The 15,650-nt window shown below is 73.0% G+C and carries 17 protein-coding genes; 8 read left to right on the forward strand and 9 right to left on the reverse strand.

The window, feature by feature from the left end:
* Nucleotides 1-145: 145 nt before the first annotated feature.
* The 3 genes from AB8A24_RS20830 (at nt 146) to AB8A24_RS20840 (ending at nt 3,919) form a co-directional block, all read left to right on the forward strand.
* Nucleotides 146-1,957: a serine/threonine-protein kinase gene (locus tag AB8A24_RS20830; RefSeq protein ID WP_328962129.1), complete on the forward strand. Its 1,812-nt coding sequence runs from the start codon at nt 146-148 to the stop codon at nt 1,955-1,957.
* Between the two features lie 101 nt (nt 1,958-2,058).
* Complete coding sequence (gene mqnC, locus AB8A24_RS20835) at nt 2,059-3,258, forward strand: cyclic dehypoxanthinyl futalosine synthase (RefSeq protein ID WP_328962128.1); 1,200 nt, start codon at nt 2,059-2,061, stop codon at nt 3,256-3,258.
* 16 nt (nt 3,259-3,274) lie between these two features.
* Nucleotides 3,275-3,919 (forward strand): hypothetical protein, encoded by a 645-nt coding sequence (locus AB8A24_RS20840; RefSeq protein ID WP_369477065.1) that lies wholly within the window; start codon nt 3,275-3,277, stop codon nt 3,917-3,919.
* Here AB8A24_RS20840 and AB8A24_RS20845 read toward each other — a convergent pair.
* Together AB8A24_RS20845 and AB8A24_RS20850 are read right to left on the reverse strand one after the other, a co-directional pair.
* Nucleotides 3,885-4,301, reverse strand: coding sequence for a helix-turn-helix transcriptional regulator (locus tag AB8A24_RS20845; protein ID WP_328962126.1), 417 nt, complete (start codon nt 4,299-4,301; stop codon nt 3,885-3,887). The genes AB8A24_RS20840 and AB8A24_RS20845 overlap by 35 nt on opposite strands.
* 50 nt (nt 4,302-4,351) lie before the next feature.
* Nucleotides 4,352-5,257, reverse strand: a complete 906-nt coding sequence (locus tag AB8A24_RS20850) for a DUF3152 domain-containing protein (RefSeq protein WP_328962125.1) — start codon at nt 5,255-5,257, stop codon at nt 4,352-4,354.
* A 266-nt stretch (nt 5,258-5,523) separates the two neighbouring features.
* On the opposite strand from AB8A24_RS20850, the gene AB8A24_RS20855 reads away from it, so the two are divergent.
* Together AB8A24_RS20855 and AB8A24_RS20860 are read left to right on the forward strand one after the other, a co-directional pair.
* On the forward strand, nt 5,524-6,216 hold the full coding sequence (locus tag AB8A24_RS20855; RefSeq protein WP_328962124.1) for a demethylmenaquinone methyltransferase: 693 nt from the start codon (nt 5,524-5,526) through the stop codon (nt 6,214-6,216).
* A gap of 5 nt (nt 6,217-6,221) precedes the next feature.
* Nucleotides 6,222-7,151, forward strand: coding sequence for a glutaminase (locus AB8A24_RS20860; protein ID WP_328962123.1), 930 nt, complete (start codon nt 6,222-6,224; stop codon nt 7,149-7,151).
* 25 nt (nt 7,152-7,176) lie between these two features.
* Here AB8A24_RS20860 and AB8A24_RS20865 read toward each other — a convergent pair whose 3' ends face one another.
* Nucleotides 7,177-7,551, reverse strand: coding sequence for a hypothetical protein (locus AB8A24_RS20865; RefSeq protein WP_369477068.1), 375 nt, complete (start codon nt 7,549-7,551; stop codon nt 7,177-7,179).
* Nucleotides 7,552-7,569: 18 nt separating this feature from the next.
* A complete protein-coding gene (locus tag AB8A24_RS20870) occupies nt 7,570-8,088 on the reverse strand; it encodes a GNAT family N-acetyltransferase (RefSeq protein WP_369477069.1) in 519 nt (172 codons plus the stop codon).
* A 97-nt stretch (nt 8,089-8,185) separates the two neighbouring features.
* Here AB8A24_RS20870 and AB8A24_RS20875 point away from each other — a divergent pair, with 97 nt between their 5' ends.
* Nucleotides 8,186-9,469, forward strand: coding sequence for a geranylgeranyl reductase family protein (locus AB8A24_RS20875; protein WP_030722345.1), 1,284 nt, complete (start codon nt 8,186-8,188; stop codon nt 9,467-9,469).
* 9 nt (nt 9,470-9,478) lie between these two features.
* Here the strand turns inward: AB8A24_RS20875 and AB8A24_RS20880 are convergent, their stop codons facing one another.
* The 5 genes from AB8A24_RS20880 to AB8A24_RS20900 all read right to left on the reverse strand — a co-directional run bounded on the left by AB8A24_RS20880 (nt 9,479) and on the right by AB8A24_RS20900 (nt 13,781).
* Nucleotides 9,479-9,790: a hypothetical protein gene (locus AB8A24_RS20880; protein WP_328962120.1), complete on the reverse strand. Its 312-nt coding sequence runs from the start codon at nt 9,788-9,790 to the stop codon at nt 9,479-9,481.
* Between the two features lie 58 nt (nt 9,791-9,848).
* Nucleotides 9,849-11,069 (reverse strand): ABC transporter permease, encoded by a 1,221-nt coding sequence (locus tag AB8A24_RS20885; RefSeq protein WP_328962119.1) that lies wholly within the window; start codon nt 11,067-11,069, stop codon nt 9,849-9,851.
* Entirely contained in the window at nt 11,066-11,725 is a 660-nt protein-coding gene (locus AB8A24_RS20890) for an ABC transporter ATP-binding protein (RefSeq protein WP_328962118.1), read from the reverse strand. The genes AB8A24_RS20885 and AB8A24_RS20890 overlap by 4 nt, the downstream gene beginning before the upstream one ends.
* A gap of 101 nt (nt 11,726-11,826) precedes the next feature.
* On the reverse strand, nt 11,827-13,410 hold the full coding sequence (locus tag AB8A24_RS20895; RefSeq protein ID WP_369477072.1) for a peptidoglycan-binding protein: 1,584 nt from the start codon (nt 13,408-13,410) through the stop codon (nt 11,827-11,829).
* Nucleotides 13,407-13,781, reverse strand: a complete 375-nt coding sequence (locus AB8A24_RS20900) for a hypothetical protein (RefSeq protein ID WP_328962116.1) — start codon at nt 13,779-13,781, stop codon at nt 13,407-13,409. Before AB8A24_RS20900 ends, AB8A24_RS20895 begins: the two co-directional genes overlap by 4 nt.
* A gap of 334 nt (nt 13,782-14,115) precedes the next feature.
* Here AB8A24_RS20900 and AB8A24_RS20905 point away from each other — a divergent pair, with 334 nt between their 5' ends.
* On the forward strand, nt 14,116-14,526 hold the full coding sequence (locus AB8A24_RS20905) for a hypothetical protein (protein WP_266381651.1): 411 nt from the start codon (nt 14,116-14,118) through the stop codon (nt 14,524-14,526).
* Nucleotides 14,527-14,555: 29 nt separating this feature from the next.
* The gene (locus AB8A24_RS20910) at nt 14,556-15,524 is read left to right on the forward strand and encodes a hypothetical protein (protein ID WP_369477075.1); all 969 of its coding nucleotides are present in this window, start codon (nt 14,556-14,558) and stop codon (nt 15,522-15,524) included.
* Nucleotides 15,525-15,650: the final 126 nt, after the last annotated feature.

Genomic DNA, 15,650 nt, shown 5'->3' on the forward strand with positions numbered 1-15,650 from the left:
GAATTCCCGCCCTTTTTGCATTTCTCGGCTCGGTGTGGAAATACAAAAGGGTGACCGTGCTCCGCCCCCACCCCACCCCGACACTAGGCTGCTGCTCGGCCGGGCGGCACAAGGCGCCCGGGATCACGGGGAATTGGGGGACGCGATGCAGCCGCTCGAAGCCGGTGAGCCGCGCACCATCGGCGCCTACCGGCTGCTCGGCCGGCTCGGCGCGGGTGGCATGGGCCGGGTCTACCTGGGGCGCAGCGCGGGCGGCCGGACCGTCGCCGTCAAGATCGTGCACCCGCATTTCGCCTCCGACGAGGAGTTCCGGGCCCGGTTCCGCCGTGAGGTGGAGGCGGCCCGCCGGGTGGGCGGGGAGTGGACCGCGCCGGTGCTGGACGCGGATCCCGAGGCTCCGGTGCCGTGGGTGGCCACCGGGTACGTGGCCGGGCCCTCCTTGGACCGCGCGCTGGCCGCGCACGGCCCGCTCCCCGAGACCTCGGTACGGGCCATCGGCGCGGGGCTGGCCCGCGCCCTGGTGGCCGTGCACGGCCTGGGCCTCGTGCACCGGGACGTGAAGCCGTCGAACGTGATGCTCACCCTGGACGGGCCGCGGTTGATCGACTTCGGGATCGCGCGGGCCACGGACGGCACCGCCTCCCTCACCTCCACCGGGGTCTCCATCGGCTCGCCCGGCTACATGTCGCCCGAGCAGATCCTCGGCAAGGGGGTCACCGCGGCGGCCGACGTGTTCTCGCTCGGCGCGGTGATGGCCTTCGCGGCGACCGGGCGGCCGCCCTTCAGCGGGGACAACTCCGCGACCCTCCTCTACAAGGTGGTCCACGAGCCGCCGGAGCTCGGCGCGCTCCCGGCCGGGGAGCTGCGCGAGCTGATCGAGGCATGCCTGGCCAAGACGGCCGCCGAGCGGCCGGCCCCCGAGGCGGTCGCGGCGGCCCTGGGCGGGGCGCTGGGCGCCCCCGGCTGGCTGCCCGGACCGCTGGTGGAGGAGGCCAGCCGGGCCGCGGTGGCGCTGCTCGACCTGGACGCGGACACCTCCGGCGGCGAGCCCGAGGCGTCGGCGGGCCGGGGCTTCGCCGCCCCGCTCCCGTCGCACTCTCCGTACGCGGACGGCCCGTCAGGGCCGGTGCCGTTCACGGCCGCCTCGTACGGAGGCCCGGCCGGGGCGGTCGGCTTCGGGCCGCCGGACCCCGCGTACGGGGCGCCGGGGCCGGGCGTCGGCTCGCCGACCGCGGCCGCGGACCCGCCCGGTGGATCCGGTCCGTACGCGACCCCCGGCCCGGGAACCGCCGGCGGGGGGCTGCCCGGGCAGCGGACCGGCGCGGAGGATCCGGGGCGGCAGGTCACCGTCAGGGCGGCCGGGCGCCGGTTCAGCTGCACCGTGGTCCTGGCCGCCGCGGCCGTGCTGGCGGTGCTGTCCGGCGGGCTGTACTGGATGGACGTCCTGCCGGGTCAGGGCGGCAAGGAGCGGGACCTGGCCGACGCCGGGGCGCGTCCCTCCACCTCCGCCTCGGCGCCGGGCCCGGCGGCCTCGGCCCCGAATCCGACGGGGACCCCCACCGCGAGCGGAAGCCAGGCCGCGCCCAAGGGGACCCGGCAGGACGTCCCCAAGGAGCTCGTCGGCACCTGGAAGGGCACGGTCACCACCGCCCGGCTCGGCCTCTCCTCGGAGTTCGAGATCACCATCAAGGCCGGCCGGGTCGGTGAGGTCGTCGGCCGGGACAAGTCCGTCCTGGACATCCTGGGCACCGACTGCAGCGGCGACTGGAAGCTCTCCTCGGCCACCGACCGCTCGCTGGTCCTGGACACCGCGGGCGGCCCCAACCCGGCCCCGGGGGTCTGTTCCAACGGCTCCGCCGACGAGCGCTTCACGCTCAACGCGGACGGGACACTCCACTACAAGTCGGGCGACACCCCGGCCGGAAACCCCGAGGGCGATCTCAGGCGCAGCCCCTGAAGCCCGCGCGCCGAGCCCCAGGGCTTGGCGCTTCAGGCCCTGGCGTAGGCTGGATCGGTCCGGACCTTGACACAGACACACCGCCGAAAGGTGACTCACCGGTGACCGACCAGGCCGTTCTCCAGTCTGTCCTCGACCGCGCCGCCGCGGGGGGCCGGATCACCAAGGAAGAGGCGCTCGACCTCTACCGCCACGCGCCGCTGCACGCGCTGGGCCAGGCGGCCGACGCCGTGCGCCGTCGCCGCTACGCCGGTACCGAGCACATCGCGACGTACATCATCGAGCGCAACATCAACTACACCAACGTGTGCGTCACGGCGTGCAAGTTCTGCGCCTTCTACGCGGCCCCCAAGGACACGAAGAAGGGCTGGTCCCGCGACCTCGACGACATCCTGCGCCGCTGCGCGGAGACCGTCGAGCTCGGCGGCACGCAGATCATGTTCCAGGGCGGACACCACCCGGACTACGGCGTCGAGTACTACGAGCACCACTTCTCCGCCATCAAGAAGGACTTCCCGCAGCTGGTCATCCACTCCCTCGGCGCGTCCGAGGTCGAGCACATGGCCCGTATCTCGGGCGTCTCGGCGGAGGAGGCCATCCAGCGCATCCACGCCGCCGGCCTCGACTCCTTCGCGGGCGCGGGCGCCGAGCTCCTGCCGGAGCGGCCGCGTACGGCGATCGCCCCGCTCAAGGAGTCCGGCGAGCGCTGGCTGGAGATCATGGAGATCGCCCACAAGCTGGGCGTGGAGTCCACCTCCACCATGCTGATGGGCACTGGCGAGACCAACGCCGAGCGCATCGAGCACATCGCGATGATCCGGGACACCCAGGACCGTACGGGCGGCTTCCGCGCCTTCATCCCGTACACCTACCAGCCCGAGAACAACCGCCTCAAGGGCCGCACCCAGGCGACGATCTTCGAGTACCTGCGCATGATCGCGATCGCGCGCCTGTTCCTCGACAACATCGCCCACATCCAGGGCTCCTGGCTGACCGTCGGCAAGGAGGCGGGCCAGCTCTCGCTGCACTACGGCGCCGACGACCTCGGATCGATCATGTTGGAGGAGAACGTCGTTTCCTCGGCCGGTGCCAAGCACCGCTCCAACCGCCAGGAGATCATCGACCTGATCCGCAAGGCGGGCCGCACCCCGGCGCAGCGCGCGACCACGTACGAGCACCTGCTGGTGCACGACGACCCGGCGAACGACCCGGTCGACGAGCGGGTGGTCTCGCACATCTCCTCCACCGCCATCGAGGGCGGCACGGCGCACCCCGAGCTGAAGCTCATCTCCACGAACTGACGACGCCTGCCCACCGATGCTGACGCTGCACACCGCCGAACTCCTGGTCATAGGGCCGGGGTCCGCGCCGCTGCCGGGCGGCGCGGTCCTCGTCGACGGCGACCGGATAGCCCGCGTCGGGCCGTACGAGGAGGTCGCCGCGGCCCACCCGCACGCCCGGACCCGCCGCTGGCCCGGGGTGATCACCCCGGGGCTGGTGGTGCGCGGGGCGGACGAGCTGCTGGAGCGCACCTACTACCCGGACGACCCGTACGAGGTCACCGAGCTCGGCGCCGAACCGATCCGGGGTGCGAGCGCGCTGGACGCGCTGAAGATGACCGAGCCGCGGTGGGGTCACAGCGCCCGGCGCGGTACGCAGCGGCTGCTGGCCCGCGGGGTGGTGGCGGTCTGCGGCCGCTTCACGATCCCGGCGGTGCGCACGGCGGTGTCCCGGTCGGGGCTCGCGATCCTGCCACCGGCCGCCTACGAGGGGCTGCCCGACCTGGATCCCTTCGCCGGGCGGGGTGCTGCGGCGGAGGCCTTCCACGGCATCCTGGAGGCGGGGGTCCCGGCGCGGTTCGCGGCCTTCGCGGTGGCGGACGAGGCCGAGTTGCTGGAGCGGGGTGCGACCACGTGCGTGGCCACGGTCATCGGGGGACGGCTGCTCCACCGCCGTCGCTGAGCCCGATCCGGTCGCAGGGCCCGGCGGCGACGGAGGCATCGGCGGCGCGCCGGGTGTCCTCCCGGGCGAGGGCGGCCAGCAGGCAGGCCTGCAGGCGGCTGATGCCGCCGAGCTTGGCCCGTATGTTCACCACGTGGAACTTGACGGTGCTGACGGAGAGTTGAAGCTCGACGGCGAGTTCCCGGTTGGAGGCGCCGGTGGCCAGGCACAGGAACACGGCCGACTCCTGCTCGGTCAGCTGGGCGTCGGTGGGTCGCTCGGCGGGGCCGTCCCCGTTCGCCGCGGTGCCGTCCGGCGCGTCCTCGGAGGGTGCCTGCGCCTCCGCGCCCGGCTCCTCGTACGAGGGGAACCACGCCGGGACGCTGAAGCTGACGACGCGCACGTGTTTCTCCTAGCCCCCCGGCCGACCCGTCCTGTTGGTCGGCTCTCCCCCTATAGGACGGACGGACCGGACAGGTAGGTTCCCTTCGCGTCGTACGGCCAGGCGTTGGATTTGCAGCCGAGGAGCCCCTTGATCTGCTGCATCATCGCGGGAGCGGGCTTGCCGGGGGCCGGGCAGCTCTCGTGCCCGCGGCCGAGCTCGTGTCCGACCTCGTGGTTGACGATCAGCGCCCGGTACTCCTCGGGCGTGCCGTCGAACTGCGGCGAACCCTCCTGCCAGCGCTTGAGGTTGACCACGACGGTGTGCCCGGTGCTGCAGTTGGTCTCGCCGATGAGCTCGGGCGTGACCACGTCGCACAGGCGGTCCGTGGTCTTGGGCGTAGCGATCTTGATGGTGAAATCGACCGGCTGACCCGCCGCGACGAGCTGGAAGCCGTACTTCGGGTCCTGGGTCCAGCCGCGCGGGTCCCCGAGGATCGCCTCGACCGAGCGGGCGGCCGACTCCGGGTCCACCCCGCTGCCGTCTTCGACCTCGACCCGCCAACGGCGCGCGGGTCCCTTGCCCTGCGCCTTGCCGGCGGTGGTGGAGGCCTTGAAGGCGCCCGGCTGGGTGGGTGTCGCGGCGCCGGTCGAGGGTGTGGGCGAGGCCGGGGGAGAGGCTGCCACCGGTGAGGTGGACGGCTGCGGGGAGGGGGACTCCTGGCCGCCCTGCGGGACGGCGTTCCCGGAACCGTCCGCGGATTCCCCGGCCGTCGGGTCCGGCTGGGCCGCCGCCCGGCCCGCGGCGGCTTTCGCGTCGTCGTCCTGGGGCAGCAGGGTGTACGCGGTCGCCGAGAGCACGACCACCGCCGCCGAGCCGAGGAGGATCGTGCGCCGCAGCCGCTTGCGCCGCTCGGCCCGGCGCTGGGCGCGCGGGCTGCTGCGGCGGGAGCGACCGTTGGAATGGCCTGCCGGCATCGTGAAGCTTCCTGTTCGTGGCGGCCCCTGCCGGACCGGCCACGATTCGGTCACCGATCCGGTGGGTGACCCTCACCGGGCCGCACCCTGTCAGTCAACGTGTCCGCCGGGGCGTCGCGTAACTGTCCTTCGGAACAGTTTCCGACACCCGTCCGGTGGGAAGGGAGGGCGGGGGTGTCGGAGCCCGCGCGGCTCGCGGAGGGTGCGGCCTGAGAGGATGGGTGCGTACCCGCCGATCCGCATCGCACACCGAGGGGCGAACGCCAGTGACAAGGGCTTCCCTGGACAAGCAGCCGCACGAAGTCGCCTCCATGTTCGACGGCATCGCGGCGAAATACGACCTCACCAACGACGTCATCTCGCTGGGCCAGGCCCGACTGTGGCGCAAGGAGGTCGCCAAGGCGGTCGGGGCGCGTCCCGGGCACGTGGTCCTCGACCTGGCCGCCGGAACCGCCACCTCCTCGCTGCCCTTCGCGGCCACCGGCGCGTACGTCGTCCCCTGCGACTTCTCCCTGGGCATGCTCATGGAGGGCAAGAAGCGGCACGCGTGGCTGCCGCTGACCGCCGGTGACGCGACGAAGCTGCCGTTCCAGGACGACGTCTTCGACACCGTCACGATCTCCTTCGGGCTGCGCAACGTCCAGGACACCGACGCCGCCCTGCGCGAGCTGTACCGGGTGACGAAGCCCGGCGGGCAGGTCGTCATCTGCGAGTTCTCGCAGCCGACCTGGGCGCCGTTCCGCACGGTCTACATGGAGTACCTGATGCGGGCGCTGCCGCCGGTGGCCCGCACGGTGGTGTCCGACCCCGACCCGTACGTGTACCTCGCCGAGTCCATCCGCGAATGGCCCGACCAGCCGGCGCTGGCCGCCCTGCTGCAGAAGGCCGGCTGGTCCGAGGTCGCCTGGCGCAACCTCAGCGGCGGCATCGTCGCGCTGCACCGGGGCATCAAGGACTGACCGCGGTGCCTGACGTCGTACGCACGGACTACGGGCCGCTGCTGGAGCGGATCGCGGCCGACATCGCCCCGCTGATCGGCAGCGGCACTCCGGCCGAGTACATCCCGGCGCTGGCCTCCGTGGACCGGCGGCAGTTCGGGATGGCCATCGCCGACCTCGACGGCAACGTCTTCGGGGTGGGCGACTGGCGGGTGCCCTTCTCCGCCCAGTCCATCACCAAGGTGTTCGCGCTCGCCCTGGCACTGGCCGAGGGCGGCGACAGCCTGTGGGAGCGGGTCGGGCGGGAGCCCTCCGGCAACCCGTTCAACTCGCTCGTACAGCTGGAGTACGAAAACGGCATTCCGCGTAATCCGTTCATCAACGCGGGTGCCCTCGTGGTCACCGACCGGCTCCAGACGCTGACGGGTGACGCGAGCAGCGAGCTGCTGGAGTTCCTGCGGCAGGAGAGCCGGAACCCGGACATCGGCTTCGACGCCGAGGTCGCGGCCTCCGAGCAGGAGCACGGCGACCGCAACGCCGCCGTCGCCCACTTCATGGCCTCCTACGGGAACATCGACAACCCGGTGCCCGCGCTGCTGGAGCACTACTTCTGGCAGTGCTCCATCGAGATGAGCTGCGCCGACCTGGCCCGCGCCGGACGCTTCCTGGCCCGGCACGGGCTCCGTGCGGACGGCACCCGGCTGCTGACGCGCAGCGAGGCCAAGCAGATCAACGCGGTGATGCTGACCTGCGGGACGTACGACGCGGCGGGCGAGTTCGCCTACCGCGTCGGACTGCCCGGCAAGAGCGGGGTGGGCGGCGGCATCGTCGCCGTCGTCCCGGGACGGTGCACCCTCGCGGTGTGGAGCCCGGGCCTGGACTCCCGCGGCAACTCGGTGGCGGGCGTGGCCGCCCTGGACCGGTTCACCACGCTCACCGGGCTCTCGGTGTTCTGAGGACCCCCCTGGGGACACCGGCGGGTCAGGAGCAGGACGGGTCACCCGGGGCGCATTCCGCGGCGAACCGCAGGAAGAGGACGACGAGCAGGCAGAAGCCCAGGGACAGGGCGCCCATGGTGGCGAACCGCTTGCGTGCCTCGGTGTGCCCGGTGGCCCGTGCCGTCGCGAAGCCGATGACGGGGGCGAGTACGACCCCGCCGACGCACGCCCACAGCATCACGAGGACGAGTCCCTCCCCCAGCGGGCCGCGGACGCCGGAGATCCCGATGAACACCTGCGCCGCGAACACCACGGGAACGGCCGTCCACCACAGGGAAAGCCCCGTGATCAGCCGCCTGGCGGTGGTGGACGGACCGCCGGACGGTTCGCTCCCCGAAGGGTTTCTCTCGACGGACATCGATCGATCCGTTCCGTTCTAGAGGGCCAGGACGTAACGGCGGCCCGGATTGCCGCCCGGGGTGGTGAACTCCTCGGCCAGGGTCATGCCCAGACGCTCCGCCACCGCCACCGAACGCGCGTTCCGGGCGTCGATCATCGCCACCACGTGCGGGACGCCCGCCGCGCGGACCCGCTCCAGCGTGGCCAGCGCGGCGGCGTACGCGTAGCCCTGGCCCCACGCGGAGCGACCCAGGCGCCAGCCGATCTCGATCTCGCCCACCGGGCCCCACTCCTTCTCCCGGGGCCACGGCTGGGCGCCGGTGAAGCCGATCACCGCGCCCCGCGCGTCCACCAGGGTCCACAGGCAGTAGCCGAGCTGGGCGTCGTGCATGCGCTGGCGCGCGGTGAACTCCTCGTACGCGGACAGCTCCGCGGGACCTCCCAGGAACTCCATGACGTCGGGATCGGCGAAGGCCGCGTGCCAGGCGTGCGCGTCCTCGTCCGTGGGCACGCGGAGCTGTACGGAGGGAAGCGGCCGGGTCGGCGAGGTGGTCATCGGAGGCACCCTTCGGATCGTGATCTCTCTCGCTGCATAGACTGCACATGTCCGGTGCCGTTGGGCACCCTTTATCGAGCCTTCGGGAGACCCCGCAGTGACCGAGCTCCTCTCCGAACACTCCGCGGACGTGATCGTCGTCGGGGCCGGGCCCGCCGGCTCGACCACCGCCTACTACCTCGCCAAGGCCGGATTGGACGTCCTGCTGCTGGAGAAGACGGCGTTCCCCCGCGAGAAGGTCTGCGGCGACGGCCTGACCCCGCGCGCCACCAAGCAGCTCGTGGCGATGGGCATCGACATCTCCGAAGAGGCCGGCTGGCTGCGGAACAAGGGTCTGCGGATCATCGGCGGTGGGCAGCGGCTCCAGCTGGATTGGCCGGAACTCGCCTCCTATCCGGACTACGGACTCGTCCGCAAGCGCGACGACTTCGACGAGACCCTGGCCCGCCAGGCGCAGAAGGCCGGCGCCCGGCTGTACGAGCGCTGCACCGTCGGCGAGCCGGTGCGCGACGCGCGCACCGGTCACATCACCGGCGTGCACGCCAAGCTGGGCGAGGAGAAGACCCCGGTCACCTTCCACGCCCCGCTCGTCGTCGCGGCCGACGGCAACTCCTCCCGGCTGTCCCTGGCGATGGGCCTGCACCGGCGCGAGGACCGCCCGATGGGCGTGGCCGTGCGGACGTACTTCACCTCGCCGCGGCACGACGACGACTACCTGGAGTCCTGGCTGGAGCTGTGGGACCGGCGCGGCGCGCAGGACCGGCTGCTGCCCGGCTACGGCTGGATCTTCGGCATGGGAGACGGCACCTCCAACGTCGGCCTCGGCATCCTCAACTCCTCCTCCGCCTTCAAGGAGCTGGACTGGCGCGAGGTCCTCAAGGCCTGGTGCGCCTCCATGCCGGAGGACTGGGGCTACACCCCCGAGAACATGACGCAGCCGATCCGCGGTGCGGCCCTGCCGATGGCCTTCAACCGGCAGCCGCACTACACCAAGGGCCTGCTGCTGGTCGGCGACGCGGGCGGGCTCGTCAACCCGTTCAACGGCGAGGGCATCGCGTACGCCATGGAGTCGGGCCAGATCGCGGCCGACGTCATCGTGCAGGCCCAGGCCCGGGCCACCCCGGCCCAGCGCGAACTGGCGCTGCACAACTACCCGAAGGTGCTCAAGGAGACCTACGGCGGCTACTACACCCTGGGCCGCGCCTTCGTGAAGCTGATCGGCAACCCGAAGGTCATGAAGATCGCCGCCCAGCGCGGTCTGACCCACCCGGTGCTGATGCGGTTCACCCTGAAGATGCTGGCCAACCTGACCGACCCGACGGGTGGTGACGCGATGGACCGCATCATCAACGGCCTCTCGAAGGTGGCCCCGAAGGCCTGAGCCGCCGTGTCAGTGGTCCGTGCCCGTGCCCGCCTCGGTGGGTGCGGGCACGTCCGTGTCCGGGGCCGCGTCCAGGGCCGCTCCCGGGTCCGGCCGGCCGTGGACGGTACGGACGCACCTGGCCAGCAGGAGCAGCCCGCACACCAGCAGCGCCCCGGAGGCGGTCCAGCCGAGGCCCAGCGTGAGCGGGTGGCCGGGCTTCTGCCAGGGGCGGGCGGTGGTCAGCAGCCAGCCGCCCACCGCGAGCAGACCGAGCCCGAGCGCGGCCGGGACCGCGGTGGGGTCGCCGGCGCCGTGGGATTCGTACGGCTTCGGGTTCACGGGACCACCACCTCCAGGGCGGGTCGGGTCGGCCCTGACGGTCAGGTGCGCGCTGCCGCTATCTTCGCAGGGCCTCGGCCGGTTCGACACGGGCCGCCCGCCAGGCGGGATACAGGCCGGCCAGCAGCCCGGTGACCAGGCCGGCGAGCGGGGCCGCGGCGACCGTGGCCGGATGGATCACCGGGGTCCAGTCCCGGGCGACGGCGACGGCGACCACGGTCAGCTCGCCCAGCGAGGTCCCGACCAGGCCGCCGAGGGCACCCAGGGCCGCGGACTCGGTGAGGAACTGGGCCCAGACGTGCCGCCCCCGGGCGCCGAGCGCCCGGCGCAGCCCGATCTCGCCGGTCCGCTCCAGTACGGCGACCAGGGTGGTGTTGGCGATCCCGACCGCGCCGATGACCAGGCAGATCCCGGCGAGCAGCAGGAAGAGCGCGCTCAGGTCGGCGGTGACACCGGAGCGCAGCGTCCGGGGATCGGGCGGCGGGACGGCCTTGAGGTACTCGGGGTGGTCGGGGCGCAGCGCCGTCGGGGCGAGGGCGGCGACCTGGCGGGCGGCGCCGAGTTCGGTGGAGATCAGCATGGTCGCGCCGCCGGGCGGAGGCGGCCCCCAGAGCTGCTCGGCGGTGGCGCGCGGGACGAGGACCGACATCAGGTGTTCGGGCCGGCGCCGTAGGTCCGCGACGATCCCCGCCACGGTGAAGGGCTCCTGGCCGATGTAGAGGGCGGGCCGGGTGGCCAGGGTGGTGATGCCGAGGCGGGCGGCGAGCCCGCTGCCGATGACGACGACGCGCTCGTGGCCGCGCTCGGCGAAGTCGTCGTAGAGCCGCCCCTGCTGGAGCGTCGGCACGAGGGCGGCGACGGCGCCGGGGGAGGCGGCGACGACGGCCGCGCCGGTGGCCGGGTCGCCGGCCCCGGACGGCAGGGGTCCGACGGCGGTGCGCGGGTCGAGCCGCACCGTCCACAGCACCCCGGCGTGCTCGATGCCCGCGACGGCGCGCAGCCGCTGCTCGGCGTCGGCCGGGAAGCCGGTCCCGGCGAACTCGTTCTGCTGGGCGGCGACGTCCACGACGGCGACCTCGGTGGCGGTCAGCTCGTCGAACCTGCCGTCGATCTGCGAGGAGATGGTGGCGGTGAGGCCGAGCACGGCCACGAAGCTGCCGACGCCGAGGACGGTGCCGAGGGCCGTGAGCACGGCCCGGCCGGGGCGGCGCAGCATCCCGGCGACGGCCTCGGCCAGGGCGTCGCGTACGGACAGCCGGGTGGGCGCGACGGCGCTCACGGATCCAGCCGCCCGTCGCGGATGGTGACGGTCCGGGTGCCGCGCCGGGCCACCTCGGGGTCGTGCGTGATGACGAGGACGGTCATCCCGGCTCCGTGCAGTTCGTCCAGCAGCCCGAGGACGGACGCGGCGTTCACGGAGTCGAGATTGCCGGTCGGCTCGTCGCACAGCAGCAGCGAGGGGCGTCCGACCAGGGCGCGGGCGATCGCCACCCGCTGGCGCTCGCCGCCCGAAAGCCGGCCGGGCACGGCGCCGGCCCGGTGCCCGAGACCGACCTGGGCGAGGGCCTCGCGGGCCCGTACGAGGCGCTGGGCGCGCGGGATGCCGGTGTAGAGCATGGCCAGGGTGACGTTCTCCAGGGCGGACCGGTGGGGGAGGAGGTGGAAGGACTGGAAGACGAAGCCGATCCGGCGGCCGCGCAGGGCGGTGCGCTCCCGGTCGCGGAGAGCGGCGGTGTCGATCCCGTCGAGGAGGTACCGGCCGGTGGTGGGGGAGTCGAGCAGTCCGGCGACGTTGAGGAAGGTGGACTTGCCGGAGCCGGAGGGGCCGACGACGGTGAGGAACTCGCCGCGCCGGACGCTCAGGTCGCAGGGGTGCAGGGCCTGGACGGGCGGCGGCCCGGGGTAGGTGAGACCGACCCCGCGGAGTTCGATCACGGGGCTTTCGTCTCCGCCGGGTTCCGAGTGCTGCCGGGACTGCCGGGACTGCCGGGACTGCTGGGACTGCTGGGACTTCCGGGCCTGTCGGGGCAGGAGTCTCACTTGCTCTTCCCCCGGGTCTCCCGGGGCGCGACCCCGATCACCACTTCGGTCCCGGCGCCGAGGGCGCCCGCCTGGGCCGGGGTGACGGCCACGTACCCGTCGCCGCTGGTGCCGGTCCGCACCTCGATGCGCCGCTGGATGCCTTCGGCGGACACGGCGGTGACGACCGTACGTCCGTCCGCGCCCGCCGAGACGGCGGTGATCGGGACGACGAGCGCCTCCCCGTCGGTGGCGGCGGACTCGATGGTCAGCCGGACGTCCTGCCCGGCGAAGCCGGCGGGCAGCGGCTGGTCGGCGCGGACCACCAGCCGGTAGCCGAGGTCGGCGCCGCCGGCGGCGCCCGTGCCGCCGTTCCCGCCGCCCTTGGGGTTCTGGCCGGGGTCCTGCTGGGGCCCGGGACCGGCGGGCTGCGCGGCGGACCGCTCGGTGGCGACGGCCGCCACCGTGCCACGGACATCGGTGCCGGAGACCTCGGAGGAGATCACCACGGTCATCCCGGCACGCAGCAGCTGCCTCTTGTCGTCCTTGAGGTAGGCCTCGACGACGAGTTCCCCACCGGAGAGCGTGAGCACGGGCCCGGACACGGGGGAGCCCGCGCGGGCGCCGACGGAGCTGACGCGGGCCGGGAGGGAGCTCAGGAACACGGCTTCGGCGGTGGGCAGCATCGGCCCGTCGGCGGCCTCGGCGGCCGCGAGCGCGGCCCGGGCCTCCCCGAGGGCCTGCCGCGCCCGTGCGAGCTCCCGACCGGCTCCGGGGCCGGGAACGGCACCGGGAACGGCACCGGGAACGGCGCCGGCCCCGGGGCTCGCTGTCGCGCCGGGGGCCGGCGTGGCCCCGCCCTTGCGGCCGGATCCGGTCTCCTCGGGAGTGCCCACGGCGCCGGTGGGGCCGCTCGCGTCCTCCACGGCCCAGGTCGCGGACCGCACGGCCTCCCGCGCCGCCTTCAGGGCCGCGCCCCCGTCGGCGACCGCGGGCAGCGGCGCGTACCCGATCGCCCGGTAGTGGGCGCTGAGCGCGGCCTTCGTACCGGCCCCGAAGACGCCCTTCGCGTCGCCGCCGGTGCCGTGCCCGAGCTCGCGCAGCGCCTGCTGCAGCTGCGCGACGTCGTCGCCGGTGGATCCGGGCTTCAGGTCGCGGTACATCGGCTGCGCCCCGTGCAGGGTGAACACCGGCCGCCCGGACACCTCGGCGATCAGCCGGCCCGCCGTGACCGGATCACCGGCCTTCAGCGGCAGTTTGGTCACCAGGGCCGCGCCCGCCCCCTCGCCGGAGCGCACCCCCTGCGGGGACACGGCCACGCTCTGGTCGGCGACGACCGTCCCGCGCATGACCACGGTCTGCGCGAGCACCCGCCGCTCGACGTCCGCGGTCAGGACCCCCTGCGCGGGCGGGCCGGTTTCCGCGGCCACCTGCGCGGGGGACTTCACCAGCGTGGTCGCCAGCAGTCCGCCGACCGCCATCAGTGCGGCCCCGCCGACGACCGCGAGCACCACGCGCCGCCCGCGCGCGAGTCCGCCGCGGTCCTCCTCGGGGGTGGCCGGGGCCTCGGTGTGCTCCATGACCCGCTCGGCTCCGCTCATCTCTCGGGCCGGCACTTCTTCAACGCGTCGAGGTGGTCGCGCTTGAGCGAGCTCCACTGCTCGGGGGTGCCCTTGCGGTCGTCGACCTGGGCGGTGACCGGGTCCGGGTCGGGGTACCAGGAGATGCCTTCGGCCCGCAGGCACGCGGACTCCTTCCGCGCGGCGGCGAGCTGGGCGGGCGCGGCCGGCTGGGGCTTCGGCGGGGGCGGCAGCATCGGCGCGCAGGTCTTGTGCGCCTCGTCGTTCCAGGGCTTCGACTTGTCCTCGCGCGGAGCGCCGTAGTCCGTATAAACGATCGCCACGCCCTGCTTCTTCAGACAGTCGTAGTAGGCGATTTCCTCCGCGGTGGGCGGCGGACTGTCGCTCGCCACAGGTTCTTTGCCGCCGCCGGCACATCCCGTCAGCGAAATGCACAGAAGAAGGAGAGAGGTCAAATGCCTTGCGCGCACGACGGGCTTCCCTTGCGGCGGTAGGAGTGGATTATGCGCATCCGTTTGACGGGTGGGGGAGCGCGCGCCAGATAGTAGGTACCCGTGGCCGGTCGGGACAAGTTACCTATCGGACAACAGATATGACTGTCCATCAGCTGAGAAAAGCCTTGAACGGGCACGGCGGTTCGCTGTTGAATCCCCGCCGGGCGGAAATGCGCCACCTCCGGTCCGCCCCGAACACCCCGATTTCCACCCGAAGAGTGAGGTAAGCGTGATGGACAACGCAATGCGCAAGCTGTCGGCCGGTTGCATCGCCGTCGTTTCGGCCGGTGCCATTCTGCTGGGAGCCACGGGTCCGGCGGCCGCCTGGGGGCGCGACGGAAATCTGGAGAACCAGGAATTCGGGCTTTTCTACTGGCAGAACCAGTCGGGTTGTGTCTTCGACCTGGTGACGAGTGACGTGAACTTCAGCGACGACAAGTACCAGGGCTCCTGCTCGGCCAGCGGGAACTGGATCAACGACACCACCGAGTCCTACCGGAACCGGGACGTCTACGCCTGGAAGGTCGGCACCGACAAGGACCTGGGCGGCAACGTCGGAGAGATCCCGTCGAACTACGCGGGCAACGCCTCGGCCACCTTCAAGAACAAGATCAGCTCGGCCAAGTACACCCTCCACCCGTAATCCGGATCCGGCAGAAGGAGTTCCACGCGATGAACACCTCCCGGCGCAGCCGGCCCGCCGCCCCGGTCGTCGCCCTGCTGGCGACCGTCCTCCTGGCCGGCTGCGCCGGGACCGGCGGCCCCGAGGGCGGTGAACCGGAGCTCGGTCCCGTCGAGGTGAACCCGGCGACCGCCACGCTCGGCCTCCCGATGGACGCGTACACGGACACCGAGGCCGAACGGATCCGGATGGGCCAGGTCCAGCAGGCCCTGGTCTCCCGGTGCATGGCCCGGTACGGGTTCACCTACGAGGGTGTGAGATCGGCCGAGGCCGCGGGCGCCGGGGCCGGGGCCGAGGACCGGCACGCGTACCTCTTCGGCCTGGCCGACCCGGCGTACGCGGCGGCCCACGGGTACGACAAGTCCGCGGGCGAGGGGAGCGTGGCGAAGCCCGCCCCGCCGCAGTTGAGCGACAACGCGTACGTGGTGATGAACGGCGAGCGGCCCGGGGCCCAGGGCGGCACGGCTCCCGACGCGAACACCGAGGAGGAGGCCGCGCGGGTGGACAGCGGTCTGACGGCGGCCGGGCAGAAGGTGCCGGCCGGCGGGTGCGGGCGGGAGGGGTACCGCAAGCTGTACGCCCCGACCGAGGACAGCGTGGACCTGCTGTTCACGTTCGGGCTGGCCTCGGAGGCGCACGACCGCTCCCGGCAGGACTCCCGGGTCGTCGACGCCGTCAAGAAGTGGTCGTCATGCATGGACAAGTCGGGATACGCCGGGATCGCATCGCCGTACGACGTCGTGGAGAAGCTGGGCCTGGAGGACGACAAGGGCGGCCCGAGGGCCGTGACGGCGGCCAAGGCCGATGTCGCGTGCAAGCGCGAGGTGAACCTCGTCGGCATCTGGGGCGCGGTCGAGAAGGCCTACCAGGAGCGGCTCGTCGAGGAGCACGCCGAGACGCTCGCGCTCTACAAGAAGCAGCGGGAGGCCCGCTTCGAGCTCGCGGCCTCACTGGGGTGAGAGCGGCCCGTGGACGCCCCCTGGCGGCCCGGGAAGCACGAAGAACGGCCCCAGGGTCGGTACTCCACCCCCGAGCGGGGGAGTACCGACCCTGAGGCGCGTCTCGCCGATCAGGCCGGGCTCACG

It is taken from the genome of Streptomyces sp. BF23-19, assembly GCF_041106355.1.
In the GTDB taxonomy this organism is placed as follows: domain Bacteria; phylum Actinomycetota; class Actinomycetes; order Streptomycetales; family Streptomycetaceae; genus Streptomyces; species Streptomyces virginiae_A.